Origin of the sequence: Tolypothrix sp. PCC 7712, from assembly GCF_025860405.1 — a bacterium.
Taxonomy (GTDB): domain Bacteria; phylum Cyanobacteriota; class Cyanobacteriia; order Cyanobacteriales; family Nostocaceae; genus Aulosira; species Aulosira diplosiphon.
The window spans coordinates 8,567,446-8,584,187 of the sequence record NZ_CP063785.1 but is presented as its reverse complement, the minus strand read 5'-3'; the positions used below and the strand labels follow the sequence as shown (position 1 = coordinate 8,584,187).

The 16,742-nt window shown below is 42.2% G+C and carries 13 protein-coding genes and 2 pseudogenes; 6 read left to right on the top strand and 9 right to left on the bottom strand.

Annotated elements, in window-relative coordinates; genetic code table 11:
* The first annotated feature begins 117 nt into the window (after positions 1-117).
* From HGR01_RS34955 to dapB, 3 genes are all read left to right on the top strand, one after another.
* The gene (locus HGR01_RS34955) at positions 118-1,557 is read left to right on the top strand and encodes a TldD/PmbA family protein (protein ID WP_045873350.1); all 1,440 of its coding nucleotides are present in this window, start codon (positions 118-120) and stop codon (positions 1,555-1,557) included.
* A gap of 67 nt (positions 1,558-1,624) precedes the next feature.
* Positions 1,625-2,971: a TldD/PmbA family protein gene (locus HGR01_RS34950; RefSeq protein ID WP_045873349.1), complete on the top strand. Its 1,347-nt coding sequence runs from the start codon at positions 1,625-1,627 to the stop codon at positions 2,969-2,971.
* A 94-nt stretch (positions 2,972-3,065) separates the two neighbouring features.
* Positions 3,066-3,902 (top strand): 4-hydroxy-tetrahydrodipicolinate reductase, encoded by an 837-nt coding sequence (gene dapB, locus HGR01_RS34945; RefSeq protein WP_045873348.1) that lies wholly within the window; start codon positions 3,066-3,068, stop codon positions 3,900-3,902.
* Here dapB and HGR01_RS34940 read toward each other — a convergent pair.
* Positions 3,821-4,042, bottom strand: coding sequence for a hypothetical protein (locus HGR01_RS34940; RefSeq protein WP_168161030.1), 222 nt, complete (start codon positions 4,040-4,042; stop codon positions 3,821-3,823). The two genes, dapB and HGR01_RS34940, sit on opposite strands and share 82 nt — an antisense overlap.
* Before the next feature lie 72 nt (positions 4,043-4,114).
* On the opposite strand from HGR01_RS34940, the gene HGR01_RS34935 reads away from it, so the two are divergent.
* Entirely contained in the window at positions 4,115-4,825 is a 711-nt protein-coding gene (locus tag HGR01_RS34935; protein ID WP_045873347.1) for a hypothetical protein, read from the top strand.
* A gap of 71 nt (positions 4,826-4,896) precedes the next feature.
* Here HGR01_RS34935 and HGR01_RS34930 read toward each other — a convergent pair whose 3' ends face one another.
* The 6 genes from HGR01_RS34930 to HGR01_RS34905 form a co-directional block, all read right to left on the bottom strand.
* The gene (locus HGR01_RS34930; protein ID WP_045873454.1) at positions 4,897-5,541 is read right to left on the bottom strand and encodes a precorrin-8X methylmutase; all 645 of its coding nucleotides are present in this window, start codon (positions 5,539-5,541) and stop codon (positions 4,897-4,899) included.
* 238 nt (positions 5,542-5,779) lie between these two features.
* Complete coding sequence (locus HGR01_RS34925) at positions 5,780-6,589, bottom strand: TPM domain-containing protein (RefSeq protein ID WP_045873346.1); 810 nt, start codon at positions 6,587-6,589, stop codon at positions 5,780-5,782.
* An 84-nt stretch (positions 6,590-6,673) separates the two neighbouring features.
* On the bottom strand, positions 6,674-6,883 hold the full coding sequence (locus HGR01_RS34920) for a hypothetical protein (protein ID WP_155539549.1): 210 nt from the start codon (positions 6,881-6,883) through the stop codon (positions 6,674-6,676).
* Positions 6,884-7,069: 186 nt separating this feature from the next.
* Complete coding sequence (locus HGR01_RS34915) at positions 7,070-7,609, bottom strand: hypothetical protein (RefSeq protein ID WP_045873345.1); 540 nt, start codon at positions 7,607-7,609, stop codon at positions 7,070-7,072.
* An 11-nt stretch (positions 7,610-7,620) separates the two neighbouring features.
* On the bottom strand, positions 7,621-8,001 hold the full coding sequence (locus HGR01_RS34910) for a YtxH domain-containing protein (protein ID WP_045873344.1): 381 nt from the start codon (positions 7,999-8,001) through the stop codon (positions 7,621-7,623).
* Between the two features lie 179 nt (positions 8,002-8,180).
* The gene (locus tag HGR01_RS34905) at positions 8,181-8,522 is read right to left on the bottom strand and encodes a hypothetical protein (protein WP_045873343.1); all 342 of its coding nucleotides are present in this window, start codon (positions 8,520-8,522) and stop codon (positions 8,181-8,183) included.
* A 1,141-nt stretch (positions 8,523-9,663) separates the two neighbouring features.
* On the opposite strand from HGR01_RS34905, the pseudogene HGR01_RS34900 reads away from it, so the two are divergent.
* Positions 9,664-10,506, top strand: a pseudogene (locus tag HGR01_RS34900) (PAS domain-containing protein); the annotation flags it as partial.
* 36 nt (positions 10,507-10,542) lie between these two features.
* Positions 10,543-13,092, top strand: a pseudogene (locus HGR01_RS34895) (response regulator); the annotation flags it as partial.
* Between the two features lie 32 nt (positions 13,093-13,124).
* Here HGR01_RS34895 and HGR01_RS34890 read toward each other — a convergent pair.
* On the bottom strand, positions 13,125-14,261 hold the full coding sequence (locus tag HGR01_RS34890) for an FUSC family protein (RefSeq protein WP_045873342.1): 1,137 nt from the start codon (positions 14,259-14,261) through the stop codon (positions 13,125-13,127).
* Positions 14,262-14,409: 148 nt separating this feature from the next.
* A complete protein-coding gene (locus HGR01_RS34885; protein ID WP_045873341.1) occupies positions 14,410-16,230 on the bottom strand; it encodes a serine/threonine-protein kinase in 1,821 nt (606 codons plus the stop codon).
* Positions 16,231-16,742 lie beyond the last annotated feature (512 nt).

Below are 16,742 nucleotides of genomic sequence, written 5' to 3'. Positions count from 1 at the left end.
CGCTGAAGAACTGTAGCAAAATCAAAGCGATCGCATCCCAGTCCCCAATCCCCAATCCCCATTACCCCTTATCCCCAGAGGGGGCCCCGAGTTCCCCAGTCCCCAATCCCTAATCCTATGTGGTCAGAATTAACAAAAGCGATCGCGCATATTAATGTCCCTGCTGATTGGGTCGGTATTAGAGTGGTTAAAGAAACTTCCTCTAACCGCCATGTTCGTGATGGTTTACCCCAAGCTAATGGCAAATACTCCACAATGGGGGCAATGCTGGAAGTCTTGGTTAATGGCTGCTTGGGTTATGCAGCTACCAATTCTCTAGACCTGGCTAGCTTACAAGCTGCGGCGGAAATTGCGTATAAACAGGCACTTGTAGCTAGTGAATGGCGCATCTATGATTTTCGTGTCACTGAACGTCCCAAGGTAGTTGGGGAATATAACTCACCATTTTTGGAACCGTTGGATAGTCTCTGTCCTGGTGAAATTAACGATTTGCTGGTGCGGATTTGCCAAACCCTCAAAGTCAGTGACAAAATAGTCCAGGCTACAGCTAGCATTACCAGCAGCGAGAAAGAAAGCTGGTTTGTCAGTAGCAATGGCTCCCAAGTGTATCAGAAGTTTATTTCTTTTGGTAATCATTACGGTGCTACTGCCCAAGATGGTGCGATCGTCCAGCAGCGTACAAACAACGGCTCCCACGCTAACTGTTACCAAGGCGGACTGGAATTATTAAAAAGAGATACCTTATGGCAGCAAGTCCGGCAAGTTGGTGAACAAGCTGTTGAACTATTAACCGCCGAGGAATGTCCTACCACCCGCACCAATTTAGTATTAGCACCCGATCAAATGATGCTACAAATTCATGAAAGTGTCGGGCATCCTCTAGAAATTGACCGGATTTTAGGTGATGAGCGTAACTACGCTGGTGGTAGCTTTGTTACTAAGAATGATTTTGGCAACCTAGTTTATGGTTCGCCACTCATGAATATTACCTTTGACCCCACCGTTCCTGGTGAATTTGCTAGCTATGGCTTTGATGATACTGGTGTTGTAGCGACACGCGAATATGTAATTAAAGAAGGCGTACTACAACGAGGTTTAGGTAGCCTAGAAAGCCAAGCCAGAGCAGGTGTAGCAGGTGTAGCTTGTGCACGTGCTTCCTCATGGAATCGTCCCCCAATCGATCGCATGGCTAACTTAAATTTAGAACCAGGAAACGCCACCTTTGCGGAAATTATTTCTGACATAGAACTTGGCGTTTACATGGAATCTAACCGTTCTTGGTCAATAGACGATCGCCGTTATAAATTTCAATTTGGATGTGAGTATGCCAAATTAATTGAGAACGGCAAACTTACCAAAACCTTACGTAACCCCAACTACCGCGCCACAACTCCAGAATTTTGGCAAAGTTTAACTAAAGTAGGTAATTCTTCAAATTGGCAAATGTATGGTACACCTTTCTGCGGTAAAGGTGAACCAAATCAGGCAATTTGGGTAGGTCATGGTTCCCCCGTGTGTCTATTTGCGAATGTTGAAGTATTTGGCGGTGGTAGTTGAAATGTAGGATGCGTTAATAACGCATCCTATTTCTGAGCAATATTTTTTTCAATTTACTTGAGTTCCCATGAAAATTGATGATCTCGCGGCTTTAGAGACCAGCTTTAATCAACTAATTGAAACATTAATTATCAAAAAAAAATCTACTGAAGAATTCACTGTCAAACTTAGCAGTGAAAGAAGCCAATTCACTAGATTTAACCATGCCAAAGTGCGGCAAACTGGTCATGTCGCTGATGGTTGGATTGAATTAACATTGATGGAGAATCAACGCAGCAGTTTTCGGCAATTTCCCTTTACAGGAAATTGGGAAATTGATTGGCAAACAGCATATCAATCTCTACAGGAACTGCGTCAAGAAATAGGATTATTACCTATCGATCCATATTTAGTTTTACCAACAGGAAACAACATCAGTAGAGAAATTCATTCTGGAAAATTATTGGACATTGATGAGGTAGTACCTGCAATTGTCCAAATATTGGCAGAATTAGATTTTACTGGTATATATGCTGGCGGAGTGGTCATTAAAGGTTACGGCGATTCCCAAGGACAAAAACATTGGTTTGCCACAGATACTTTCACCCTAGATTATTCTTTATTTACTCCCACAGGACAAGCAGTTAAAGGTACTTTTGCAGGTAGTAATTGGGATGAATCGGCTTATATGCAAAAAATTAGCCAAGATAAACAACAATTAGAATTACTTGCTGTTACTCCTAAAGAATTACCGCGAGGACAATATAAAACTTACTTCGCACCTGCAGCAGTTGCTGATTTATCAATGATGCTTTCTTGGGGTGCTGTGAGTGAAGCAGATTTGCAACAAGGTAACAGTGCTTTAGCTATTTTGTCTCGCAAAGATAAAGTCCTATCCCCAAAATTTAACTTAAAAGAAAACTTTCAACTGGGGTTAGTCCCAAGATTTAACGCTTGGGGAGAAATGGCAGATCCAGAGTTACCGATAATTGAAAAAGGAATTTTAGTTAATACCTTAATTAACTCACGAACTGCTAAAGAATATCAAAAAACTGCCAATGGTGCTAATAGTTCAGAAACTTTACGCGCACCAGAAATAACACCAGGAAATTTAGAATTTGCAGAGATTATACCACAATTAGATACAGGCTTATATGTATCTAACTTGCATTACTTAAATTGGAGCGATCGCCCCAATGGTAGAATCACAGGGATGACCCGTTATGCCTGTTTTTGGGTAGAAAACGGAGAAATTATCGCCCCCATAGAAAACTTGCGTTTTGATGAAAGCCTATATCGCTTTTGGGGAGATAACTTAGTCGATTTTACCAATTTCCAAGAATTTATTCCTGACGTTGGAACATACGAAAGCCGCGAACTTGGAGGTGGTTTAGTTCCGGGAATGCTTGTAGAAGACTTTACCTATACCTTGTAATAGTTTTTGACTGTTGAGTTCCGTGCAGCACTAGCTACAAGATCACCAAAGTCTCTACAATTCCTTTGTTAGTTACAAAACTTTTGCTCAACTTATGACGAATCAAGCTCCTATCCCTGTTATTGTCAACGGTGCTGCTGGCAAAATGGGCCGCGAGGTAGTGAAAGCTGTGGCGCAAGCATCCGACTTAAATTTAGTCGGTGCAATAGACAGCAGTCCTGAACATCAGGGTAAAGATGCTGGAGAGTTGGCGGGTTTAAGCGAACCCCTAGAAGTGCCAATTACCAATCAATTAGAACCAATGCTGGGGTACGTAGCTGGCGACAGACAAGGGCCGCCAGGAGTAATAGTAGATTTTACCCATCCCGATTCAGTTTATGACAATATTCGGAGTGCGATCGCCTATGGTATTCGTCCAGTTGTGGGTACGACTGGCTTAAGCGTAGAACAAATTCAAGACTTAGCTGACTTTGCTGAAAAAGCTAGCACTGGTTGTCTGATTATTCCTAACTTTTCCATAGGTATGGTACTGCTACAACAAGCAGCGATCGCCGCCTCGCAATATTTCGATCATGTAGAAATTATCGAACTACATCATAATCAAAAAGCCGATGCACCTAGCGGAACAGCAATCAAAACCGCACAATTGCTAGGAGAACTAGGTAAAACTTTTAACCCTGCTATTGTCGAAGAAACGGAAAAAGTAGCAGGAGCCAGAGGTAGTTTAGCAGAAGAAGGCATTCGCATTCATAGCGTGCGCTTGCCGGGACTAATAGCCCACCAGGAAGTGATTTTTGGCGCAGCTGGGCAAATTTATACCTTACGACATGATACAAGCGATCGCGCTTGTTATATGCCAGGAGTACTACTAGCAATTCGCAAAGTCTTACAGCTAAAGTCGTTAGTATATGGATTAGAAAAGATAATATAAACTTCAACATTATGGGGCATTGGGCATTGGTAATCGGTAATTGGTAATCGGTAATTGGTGTTGGGTGTTTGGTGTTTGTCATTATTATTTCTCCCCATTCCCCATTCCCCATTCCCCATTCCCCATTCCCCATTCCCCATTCCCCCTTATCCCCAGAGGGGGCCCCGAGTTCCCCATTCCCCATTCCCCATTCCCCCAGAAATTCACAACTCATGTTAGTTCCACTGACTCGACAGAAATTTGAACAAATAATTCCCTTAATTGCCAGTGGGCTGCAATACAAGTACTACTGGGGAAAGTTTTCTAACTTCATACAGAGGCTATTAATTTCTGTAGTTGCTGTAGTTGTGATTTTGCTGGTTAAAGTCTTTTTTAGGATTGAATTGGATTTAATAGTATTTCTTCTAGGCATCATTGGCGCATTTTTCTGGCTTTGGTATCCCGTCTTTCAGGCTAGTGTGCGAAATGTACAATGTCGCCGTTACAAATACAGTGGCTTTTTCCGGGGTCGCATACTTGATTGGTGGATTACAGACCAGTTAATCGGTAAGCAGGAAACTGTTAATAGCAAAGGGGAATTAGTAATTGTAGAAAACCGCGAAAAGCGAATTAACTTAGAAGTCGGAGATGACACAGGATTTAGCATTGAATTTAATGCACCACTCAAACCTGCTTACAAAGTGATTACACGTGGTCTAATTGCCGAAATGATAGTCATGTCAAATCGCCGAGATTTAGGAAGAATTGAAGAGTTCAGCGATATTTACATTCCCAGCCGTAACTTGTGGGTAAGCGATTATCCCTTTGTACGACAAGATTTCTTTAGCGAAACCAGCAGCCGCTTGCGTGACGACCCAAATGACAGACCGCGTCGCCGTCGCCGTCAAGAAGAAGAGAGATACGACGACGATTACGATTATTAAGTGCTGAGTGCTGAGTTCTTAGTATTTCAGTTATTTTTTATTATTACCAATTACCCATTACCAATTACCCATTACCCATTACCCTTTCCCCTTCCCCTATTCCCATCTTGCCCGTAAGCTTGCCAAGCTAAGTCTACCAAGCCATCGACAATCGCAGCTGCTACCACTGCATTACCTTTGCGCCCTTCGATTGTAATGTGGGGAACTAAAGCCTCTTGTAAGCGTTCTTTAGCCGCATCTACATTCAAAAATCTCACTGGTGTTGCAATTACCAAAGCAGGGCGAATTTCCTCAGTCTCGATTAGATCCATCAGTGCTGTTAGTGCTGTTTGCGATTGACCAACTATAAAAATACCTTCTGGATAGCGCCTTGCTAGGGTTTCTATTCCCCAAGCTACCCGAGTCTTTTCTGTTTGCGGGCGTGTGGCTGTTTCAAAACTACAATATACCGGATTAGCAAAGGTATTTTGGATATCGTAGCTAATACCTACTTGTACCAAAGGTACATCTACCACAATCGTGGTACGTGCTGCTAAAGCTGCTGCGCCAGATTGCAAAGCATGTTCAGAAAACCAAATTAAAGACTTATACTCAAAGTCGGCTGTCGCGTAAATAACTCGCCGAATAATCTCATATTCCGCTGGTGAAAAGACATGATCGCCAATTTCACTATCAATTATTGCCAAACTTTGAGCATCAGTTACGTGCCATTCCATTTCCATATAGCTCTGAGATCTCAGCTTTCAGCTTATCAGCTTCAGAGCTTTCCGAGTACTGAGTCATCCAGCACCGCCAATTCATAACTACCCAATATCTAGTAGTGTGCGTTGTGGCGGAAGCGATCGCGCACCGCCGTAAAATCAAGATAGTGCTTGACGATGAACGCTTTGATGTTAACGCACCCTACCTAAGAAATATTGGATACTTTAGTTTTTAGATGTTTTCTGATTCTCCTTAAGATTCAGCATTAGAAGAAGAACGATTGAAAATTGGAGATAGATAGGCAACCAAAGCGCCAATCAAAAATCCAGCAATATTACGAAATAGCGGTAACCAGTCGCTAGTACGTGTCACTACAGGCCCAATCCCGAAGGCAATAAACAAAATTCCCCACAAAGGCGAGAAAATTAAAGCCCATTGCCAAGCAAAAATTTGTCCCTCACGCTGAGGTTGAGCAGCAAATCCACAAACCACTCCACCGATAACTGAGGTAATCAAAGTGAGAATCCACTGTTCCCGGGGTAATCCGGGAACAACTTTGCACCCACCTTGAAGTAAACAACCCTTAACGGAATCTAAAGCCTGCAGAATAGCTTGGTCTTCACCTTGTTCTCGTACAAAGTACAAATTGCCAAAGCGTGTTTGTAGTTCTATCCAAAAAGTTCGGGGTAAAAGCTCATAAACTGCATCGCCAACGCTAAAGCTGAGGATATTACCACCACGAGCATCAGCAACTAGCAGAATGCTTTTATCATCCAAACCCCAAAAATTGATTACTGCTCGGCCTGGTGTACGGTCATATTGAGTCAATACTCGCAGTTTCCAACCAGTATCAGTTTCAAACTGCTCTAAATCGTGAACAAGCTTTTCTTCTTGTACATCCGTAAGCGATTTGGCTAAGTCTACAACTGGGGTTGCTTCCTTAGGAAGCAGATCCGGATTGTCATAAGCCAGCGCTGGGGGAGAATGCATCACCCAAATTGACCCAGCCAAGAAAAATGCAGCAATAGATAATAGAAATCGTCGCCAAAAACAAGACTGCATGGACGTTTTTATACAAATATCAAAGGTAAAAGTGAACAAGTTGTTTTAAAAGGTACGGGAAAAGTGATACTTCTTTACACTTGTTTACTTTACTCTAATCTTAGGGATCAAAGCTATAACGATCGCAGCAAAACTTGGTGGAGGGCATTGGGCATTGGGCATGGGGCATGGGGCATTGGGCATGGGGCATGGGGCATTGGGCATTGGGCATTGGGCATTGGGCATTGGGCATTGGGCATTGGGCATGGGTAATTGGTAATCGGTAATTGGTGTTGGGTGTTTGGTGTTTGTCATTAATTATTGCTCCCCCTACTCCCTCTCCCTGCCTCCTGCTTTTTCCCAGTCCCCATTACCCCTTATCCCCAGAGGGGGCCCCGAGTTCCCCAGTCCCCAGTCCCCAATCCCCAGTCCCCATTACCCCTTATCCCCAGAGGGGGCCCCGAGTTCCCCAGTCCCCAGTCCCCAGTCCCCAGTCCCCAACTACTCCTCATCATCAAAACTAGCTTCCCAACCAGGAGCTTCGCTGTAACCGTCATTACTGCGGTAAACTTCTGATTTGGCGCGGCGATTTTCTGGTCTGAGTGCTTCTCGTTCTCGTGATGGGAGGGATGTTTTATCAGGATTTGGCAGACGATCAAGCGATCGCTTCGCAGGTTTTTGACGTGTGAAGGTTTTCCAGGCGGTTTTTACACCCACAACAAGACTGCGTGTGCCTACTTGAATGTTTTGAGCCTGCTTTCTAGCAGTTTCTAAGCTTTGATCAACTTGTTTAACCACTTGACCTGCGCTTTTCACGCCTTCGCTGACATCATCGGTTAAATCAGTAATTTCTAAGCCTGTGGCACGAATCGCATTGAGAGTAGGTGGTAACTCTCGCGAAAGAGTATCAAATAGCTTTTCTGCACTGCGCGCTGCACGTGCTACTTCCTGCAAAGCCGGTATAGCCGCCACTAAAACAGCAGTCAGACTAGCGGCGACTAAGAGTATGGACAGTCCCAGCCAAAACAGGGGATCGATCACGGTTATTCTATCTATGAACGTTCTAGTTGCTGGGCAAGAGAATCTGAGTCTTCCTCGGGTTCAGAATCAGCCCTGCTGTTTTCGACGGCGTTTTGCCGCTTTGAGAGTTGACTTTCTCTGTTACTAGCATCAAGACCTGCGGCGATCGCTTCCCGTAGTCGGTCTAAAGTTTCATCCCAATTACGTAGTGCATTGGCAGAGAGACGATCTGCTTGGATCTGCACGCTGGTTGATAAATCTTCTGCCAATTCTGGTAAAGCATCGGCAGATTTTTTTAATAGTTTACGCGTTTCGCGCCCTGTGCGTGGAGCGACGAGCAAACCTGTCAAGGCCCCGATAGTTGCCCCTAGCATCAAACCGCCAAAAAATACTCCAGAACGCTTGTTAGACATTGTGATATTGTTTCTCTCCCTACACCCATTTTAGGTGGGTTTTCTCCTGTTGCAAGACTCAAGCAATTTTTATTATTTAAACTTGCAGCGACTATATGTGCCGCAGAAATGTTGCTTTACCTTTGAATGGGGGCGCTGGGGTTAGAAGTTTGGGGCTAAAGAAGAGAGTTTTTCTGGCTCTACCTTAATTTTGTGATTGTTTTCTTACCATTTGTAGAACCTAGCCTGGAAAAAGAGCGCCGCCAAACTTGTCTTCCAAGAAACAAGAGACTGACAATTTGCCGCACTTGCTGGATTTGCTCTTCTAGCCTTTGATTTCCCTGTCGCAAGTGATAAATATTTTGCTGGGCAGCAGAGATTTTTTCTGGTGCTGTATAAAGTACAGCATGGCTACAGCGTTCATAATGGGTAAATCTATCTGCTATCATTCCAATCTCTTGTTTTAGCTGCCATACACGCCAAGCCACACAGAGTAATATCAGCGATATTAAAGTATTAATTACGACAACTAATATTACCATTGTTTACCTTTAAAGAATCATCATTACCAGCTGGGATAATTTGTTTAAGTTTTGTTATCAATTAAGTTTAGATAACAACAGCACTAAGAATAAATCCTGATTTAATTAACACATTGAAGCTGAATCTTGATTTTGTGTTTCCATAATTTTCAGACTTTCAAGACAACTAAATCAATCTCAGCCTGTACTTGTCATGTAACTTTATCAATTTTTTACCAAGGTTTCATCACCTTTTTGGTTGCTAGTACAAGTCGGCGTAAATCAACAGACCATCTGTAATTGCCAAAAGGCATGTGCTATAACTATTCTTTCTTTTTACTTTTGACTCCTGCGGAGTTCGCCAGTTGCTTTATGCCGACGGCACTTCCTTCAAGTCGGCAAAGCCGCCCAACGGAGTGCCTTGGGAACCCGTCCACCGCACTGGCTCACTTTTTACTTTTGCCTTGTTGTACTAGTAGTCTGCCAACCTAAAAATGTGAGGTGGAGGTTGGGGAAAGGTGAAAGGGAAAAGGGTAAGGGACAAAAACCTTTGCCCTTTACCCTGCTACTTTGCCTTGGTATGCACAGGCGATCACTAAGATTTTCAGCTAGTTAGGAAAGACATTTACCCCTACTGCAGTCTCTAGCAAAGCAGGCACATGAAAAGCTAGATTGTCAGTATTTTTCAGTAACATACTAGTTTTAATGTGCTATAAATTACAAATCTAGGGAAAATTGACGCGTCTGCTGGAAAACCCATAGTTTTTTCAGAATCTGATTTAATAGCATTTTTCTCAATTCTGGTTGATAAATCTCCTCCTGCTGTGCATGTGTAGCTTTATTTTGCAGAATTGGTCTACTTCGCCGTTCGCTTTGAAAAAGCTATTTCAGAGATGATTAACTATCAGCGACAACTCAAAGCTTTCACTCAAGACAATCAATAAATTGAGTCTTAGCATTGAATTATGACTGAAAAACAACAAATTTAGTCATATTTTGTGGCTAATTTCTATTCTTGGGAAAGCTAACCGAATATCTGTAATTGCCCGAAAAAGTTGGGATTGTAGTTAATAACCTGGGCACAATTAAATTCACACTCACTCTTGGCTGAATGAGCGTTTGAGTCAATTTTGATGGGCAATTGAATTTGCGTCATGTACATATGAATCAAGAGACTTTAGCTAACCAAATTAATCAGCTTCGTACCACCCTAGGAAAAATGGAGATTGCTCTAGGGACGGTAGATGAAGCGATTGTCTGGACAGATAGCCAGGGCAGAGTAGAGTGGTGTAATGTAGCTTTTGCTCGCCTGGTAGCTCAACCCAACATTTCCATTTTAGGTAAGCAGCTATCCCATATATTGCCTTTACAAAAAGCTGGGCAAGATTTGATAACTGCGGCTCATCCAGTCTCGATGGCGTTGACAACTCAAGTTAAGCATCGAGGCTATTATGAATTTGCCAAAGATTCCCAGGAGTTAATTTTAGAAATTTCTGCATCTCCCTTCCAGGTGGAAAACACCTTACAAGCTGAACCAAGTCAAACAAGCGTAGTTTTAGTAATTCACGACATTACTGAGCATCAGCGAACAGAAAAAGCTCTTTTGTTAGCGAATCAACATTTAGAACAGCGAGTTGAACAGCGTACTCAAGAATTAATTTTTGCTAATCAGCAATTACAGACAACAACATCACGTCTCAGCGCTCTGATACAAAATCTACAGGCTGGGGTTTTAGTAGAAGATGAATCAGGGAAAATAGTCTTAGTCAATCAAGAATTCTGCCGCTTGTTTGGCTTTGCAGCACCACCAGAAGTTTTAACTGGAGTTAATTGCTCAAAAGCGGCTCAAGATGCTCAACAACTGTTTACTGAACCAGAACACTTCATTACACGTGTGGCAGAAATTTTGCTGCATCAACAAACTGTGACAAATGAAGAACTACAATTGCGAGATGGGCGAATTTTTAGCCGAGACTACGTACCGATTTTTATTGCAGAGCATTACTATGGCCATCTCTGGTTATATCAAGATATTAGCCCCCGGAAGCAGGTAGAAGAAGCATTAAAACGTCAAAGTCAGCGATCGCATCTTTTTGCTGAACTCACTCTCAAAATTCGTGAATCTCTGCAAATCAATGAGATTCTACAAAACAGTGTGAAAGAAGTGCAAAAGCTGCTCAAAGCTGACAGGGCATTAATCTTGCAAATACAACCACAAGGTGCTTTAACTGTAGTGCAAGAAGCAGTACTTCCTGGGTTACCTGTAGTGATGGGACAAAATATTGATGACCCATGTTTTGCAGATGGCTATATGGAAAAATATACTCAGGGAAGGATTAGCGCCATCACTGACATAGAAAAGGCTGATATCCTACCTTGTCATATTCAATTACTACAAAAATTTGCTGTCAAAGCTAATCTGGTTGTTCCCATAATTCTCAAAAGCGAACTTTGGGGATTGTTAATCACCCATCAATGTTACTATCCCCGCCAATGGACTAGTTGGGAAACTGAGCTGTTACAGTCACTCGCTGACCAAATCGGTGTAGCATTAGCCCAAGCTCAATTACTAGAAGCAGAAACATTTCAGCGTCAAGAGCTAGAAATTGCCCGTCAACAAGCAGAAATGGCTTCTCAAGCTAAAAGTATGTTTTTAGCAAACATGAGCCATGAAATTCGTACCCCGATGAATGCTGTGTTAGGGATGACTGGGTTACTGTTAGAAACTCCCTTAAATGAAGAACAGCGTGATTTTGTAGAAACAATTCGTGTAAGTGGCGATGCACTGTTATCTTTGATCAACGAGATTTTGGATTTATCCAAACTTGAAGCAGGGGAAATGCTGCTAGAAAATCTCGCTTTTGATTTATCTACATGTATTGAAGAAGTTTTGGACTTGTTAGCGCCCCTTGCTCATCATAAGGGATTAGAAATCGCAGCATTGATTCATCGCAATGTACCTACGCTTCTACAAGGTGATGCTAGTCGTCTGCGACAAGTTTTAATGAATTTGATTGGGAATGCCATTAAGTTTACTGCTACAGGAGAAGTAGTAGTACAAGCAGAACTCAAAGCAGAAACCGCTACTCAAGCTAGTATTTACTTTGCAATTATCGATACTGGATTAGGTATTACTCCACAAGAACAGCGCAAACTCTTTACACCATTTACCCAAGTTGATGCTTCTAATACCCGCCAATATGGTGGTACTGGTTTGGGATTAGCTATTTGCAAACAAATAGTAAATTTAATGGGCGGAGAAATTGGTGTACAAAGCAATCTCGGTAAAGGCTCAAAATTTTGGTTTGAGGTTCCTTTTCCTAAACAAACTCAGCCATCTTTACCAGGTAAAGAACGTGAATCGCTGAAAAATCGCCGCTTGTTAGTAGTAGATGACAACGCTACTAATCGCAAAATTATTCACCATCAAGCTAGCAATTGGGGAATGCAAGTAGATGGAGCACCTTCTGCTGCAACTGCGCTACAAATGCTAGAGGAAGCAGCCCTACTGAGAATCCCCTATCATGTCATCTTAATAGATATGCAAATGCCTCAAACAGATGGCATGACTCTGGCACAACAAATTAAGTCAAATCCTATTATTGCTGATATACCGTTAATTCTGCTCACTTCTAGTAATCAAAAGAGTGAATTAGAAAACTCTCGTAGAAGCGGATTTGCGAGTTATTTAATTAAACCCGTCAAGCCATCTCGACTGCTTGATACAATTTTAAATGTCTTGGAAAGCCCATCAACTATTGAACAACGTTCATGTCCATTACCGCTTAAGAAAATTGCTAGCTCTACCAAATCCAAGTTAAGATTATTGCTAGCAGAAGATAATCGGGTAAATCAAAAAGTTGCTCTCAAGCAGCTTCAGAGTTTAGGCTATGAAGCCGATGTTGCTGCCAATGGCGAAGAAGTTTTACAGCTTATAGAAAAAATTCCTTATGACTTAATTCTCATGGACTGCCAAATGCCAATTCTTGATGGCTTGGAAACTACCAGAGAAATTCGTCGGCTACCAGAAAATTACTTTGCTAGTCATTCCCAACCTATAGTAATTGCCATGACAGCTAATGCGATGGCAGAAGATAAACAACTTTGTTTGAATGCAGGGATGGATGATTATTTAAGTAAGCCTGTAGTTAAAGATAAATTGGCACTATTGCTGGAGCATTGGAGTCACATGATACTTACACCAGCCGAAGAAATGGCTGCTGCGGCAACATTTACTACCACAAATGAAAATTTATCTGAACTGCCAATTGATTGGGAAGTATTAAACCAAATATCAGGCAATAATACAGAATTTGAGTTTTATTTATTACAAATATATGTTAAAGATTGTCTATCTCATTTAGAGGAAACCAAAGCTGCGATCGCATCTCGAGATTTTCCGCAAATGGTACACACAATTTCTCAGCTAAAAGTCTCTAGTTCCTATATCGGAGCTACAGCCATCCAGCAAACTATAGAAAATTTAGAACAATTAGCTCACAATCAAGAACTGGCAGATACATCTCAATATATAGAAGATTTAGAAAATTTTGTTCATAAAATTCAAGCATTTTTAATTAGTAAAGAGTAGCCTTAATTCAGCGCTTGCAAGAAATGCAGGTTTTATTCTTGATTAAGAGTGGCTGCCATTCTTTGCAGCTTTCTCCCTACCTCTTCCATGATGTAAAAGAAGGTGAAAAACCGCAATAACTCATCAATGGGATAATTTGACTGTTGTGTTGTTTGCAAGTGATTGAATTGCTCTGTAGCATTTGTCAGTGCAACTTCCATCTCTGAAATAGATAATTGTGGCTGATGAGATTTTACGGCTGTTGCTAGCACGAGCATGACATTTTGAGTTTCTTGCGCCAAGGGAGTCAGTTGGGGTGAAAGCATTTGCCAAAATGTATCCTGTTGTCTGGCGAGTACAGTATGTTCCATTGTGAGAATATGCTCCCAAATTCGCCGGATGAGAAATTCCCAAGCTGGATTTACGCGCATCTCTGGCGGTTCATTGCTCAAACCTTGTCTAACTTCTTTCCAAAGTTCCCGTCCTTGACCAAAAGAACGAATAATACTAATTTTTAAAGCATCTGCATCAGCGCGATCGTAGTTTCCTGTAAAGGCGCAATTAACTACTAATCGGTAAAACTTTTCTAAATCTACCAAGGTTTGAAATAAACATTCTCGCAACTGTACACCAGCAGCAGCCGGAAAAATAAACTTGTTCACCAATAGCGCCACACCAATACCTAACAAGGTTTCGAGTAACCTACCCCAGGCGTACAACCAAGGTGAATGATTGTAACTTAAGATGACGATCGCAGATACATACCCCGCTAACTTTGCAGCTTCGTTGAATTTTCCACAAGAAGTAGCAAAGATGGTGATAAATACACACAAACCTAATGACCAGGGATGAGTACCTAATGTAACAGCAAAAACGGCTCCAGATAAAGCACCAATAATGGTTCCGATTAAACGCTGTATCCCCAATGTTAAAGTGCTGCCATGAGTTGATGACATGACAATAATCGCCGCAATCACTGCATAAAACGGATATTCCCAGCGCAAACCTTGAGCAATCACTAAAGAAATTGTCGCTGCGATCGCCATTTTTCCTGCCATCTTCGCCAACTGTAGCCATGAAATCGCCTGGGGAGAAACCATCCAGTTTTTTCCATGTGCGATCGCATTTTTGAGGAGCGATCGCTTGGCTGGGTTATTTGAGCGTGACAAGCTACGAGAGGATTTTGCCATGCTTAAAATAATTCGTAATTCGTAGTTCGTAATTCGTAGTTCGTAATTCGTAATTCGTAATAAAGGCTACTTGAGATACTTCAACAAATTTAATTCACAACCTTTTCTCTATTCCCTGTTCCCTGTTCCCTGTTCCCTTTCTTAAAAACTAGCTACACCGTTTCGCAGAAGCAGGGCTTACAAAATCATGTAAATCTGCGTCCCAAATACTGATGTAAATAAAATCACAGTCTTGCCGTACAATCTGACCCTTGACTCCACCTTGGGTAAATTGAAAACTATCAGACTGACGGCTTTGTATTTGTTGTAATCCCTGTTTAATTTCTGCTGTAGCTTGACCACCTAGCATTCCATTTAAAGTATTCTGCATGACTTGGGGGTCTACGGATTGGGCAAAAGCTGCTTCAGTTTGGCGCAGCGCTCCGGTTTTGCGGTCGAATAAGTAGCCTAAGTCAATTTGGTCTGGGACTACGTTATAGGTGACAGCGCGAGTATTGCGCCACACTCCTCTTAAATCTTTTTTGGGTTTACCAAGAGTAGCTTCTACGCTGCTTCTAGAAGTACCTGTGGGAAATGCCGGAATACTTTGACTAACATTGCTACTAGCCGATTTACGAGGCTCATCGTTGTTCTTTGGTGTGGAACGCGCCTCTGGTGTAGCAACTACGGGCGGCGGATTTTCTGCTTTTGACTCTGGTGCAGTTGTAGCGACTGGTGCAGGAGTATCAGAATTTACAGGCTCTTGCTCTGGGATTGATGTTGTGGTGTCTGGGGGATTAGATTCGACTCTGGGGTTGAGAGGGGGAATCGGTGCAGGAACAACTTCCACAGGTGATGGTGATGCACTGAGTGAAGTTGGTGTAGGCGTGGGGGTTTCAGTCAGTGGGGTAATGCTAGCAGAGGGTTCTGGCGAAGGAGTGGAATTTTGCACAATGGGCGTTTCCACTTCTGGTTGACGGGTAATCTTAGAAATTATTAATCCACCAATCAACCCACCCACTACTAAACTCCCGACAATTGCAGCAGGTTTTTGCCAATTACTGGGAGCAATAGTTTGTGGTTGCGGTGCGTATAATGGCTGAGTTTTCCCAATAGATGCGTTAGCTGTAGTAGGCCGTCTAGTGACTGTGGCTGGTGCAATATAGCTAGCAGACTGCAAAGCATAAAGCATTTTACTAGCAGTGGTGTAGCGATCGCTAGCATTGGGTTTAACTGACTGCTCCAATACTGCAGCTAAACTAGGCGACACATTAGGCGCATCATCTCGCCAGAGGATTTCCCCTGTTTGTTGATTGGTTTCTAGTTCTTGGGGTTGTTTACCAGTTAATAAATAAATTGCCGTTAAGCCTAAACCATAAATGTCAGTAGCATACACTGGTCTTCCTAAAGCCTGTTCGCTAGACATATATCCTGGCGTACCAATTACCATTGAATTTGCATGAATTCCTGGGGAAGTCACCACAGAACGGATAGTTTCTTTAACCGCGCCAAAATCAATCAAAACTGGCTTGTTATCAGGAGAACGAACAATAATGTTATCTGGCTTGATATCCCGATGAATAATACCTTTGCTGTGGATATATTCTAAGACTGGTAAAAGACTAAACAGAATTTCCCTCACAGCCGTTTCGCTAACGTGAGCATTAGCTGTAACAATATCTCTCAAGGTTTGACCATGAATCCATTCCTGAACCAGGTAAAATTGCCCCTTTTCCGAAAAATAGGCATAAAGTTCCGGAATTTGGTCACTATTTTTACCCAGGGACTCTAAAGTTGCGGCTTCTCGCTCAAACCGCTGTTGAATGATTTGGTAAGTTTGCGGATCGTTACTGATGGGCTTTAGCTGTTTAATTACACAGCGACGGCGAGAAGGCATATGAGTATCCTCTGCCAGAAAGGTTTCGCCAAAACCACCCGCACCGAGTACCTGGATAACTTGATACCGATTGTTGAGAAGGGTTATTGTCATGCTCTTTAAAAGCGTGAATGCCTAATTGCTGGTCGTTAGAGTTTGCCCTTTCCAATGTATACCAGATAGACTATGACAAAAATTTTATGACATTGACAAGACAAATACAGCAAGTTGCAACTTGGTGAGGTACGGCTATACAATTTCAATGCTTAACAGCTTATCGGGTGGAAATAGTGCTGATTTTTGCGAGTGCGATCGCCTATCAAATGCTTAAAGCGTTTGTTAAAGTTGAAATGCAAAAGATTTTTTAGCTCAATGCGCGGATGGGTAGGTGTAGAAAATCTCGCCGTTGAACAAATAGTTGTATTCCTTATAGGACAGTCTGTTGGATAAAAATTAAATTAAAACTATCCGCGCACCTTACCCAGACTTAGTTTCAGCATTTTTTAAAAAATTAATTGACATTTTTATGTGTTATGATTAGCCCATCCGCGAAACTGAACCTTGAAAACCAAATAGAGACTAGCTTTCCGGCTTCTGCCGCTTATTGCAATTAACACTAATCCCTA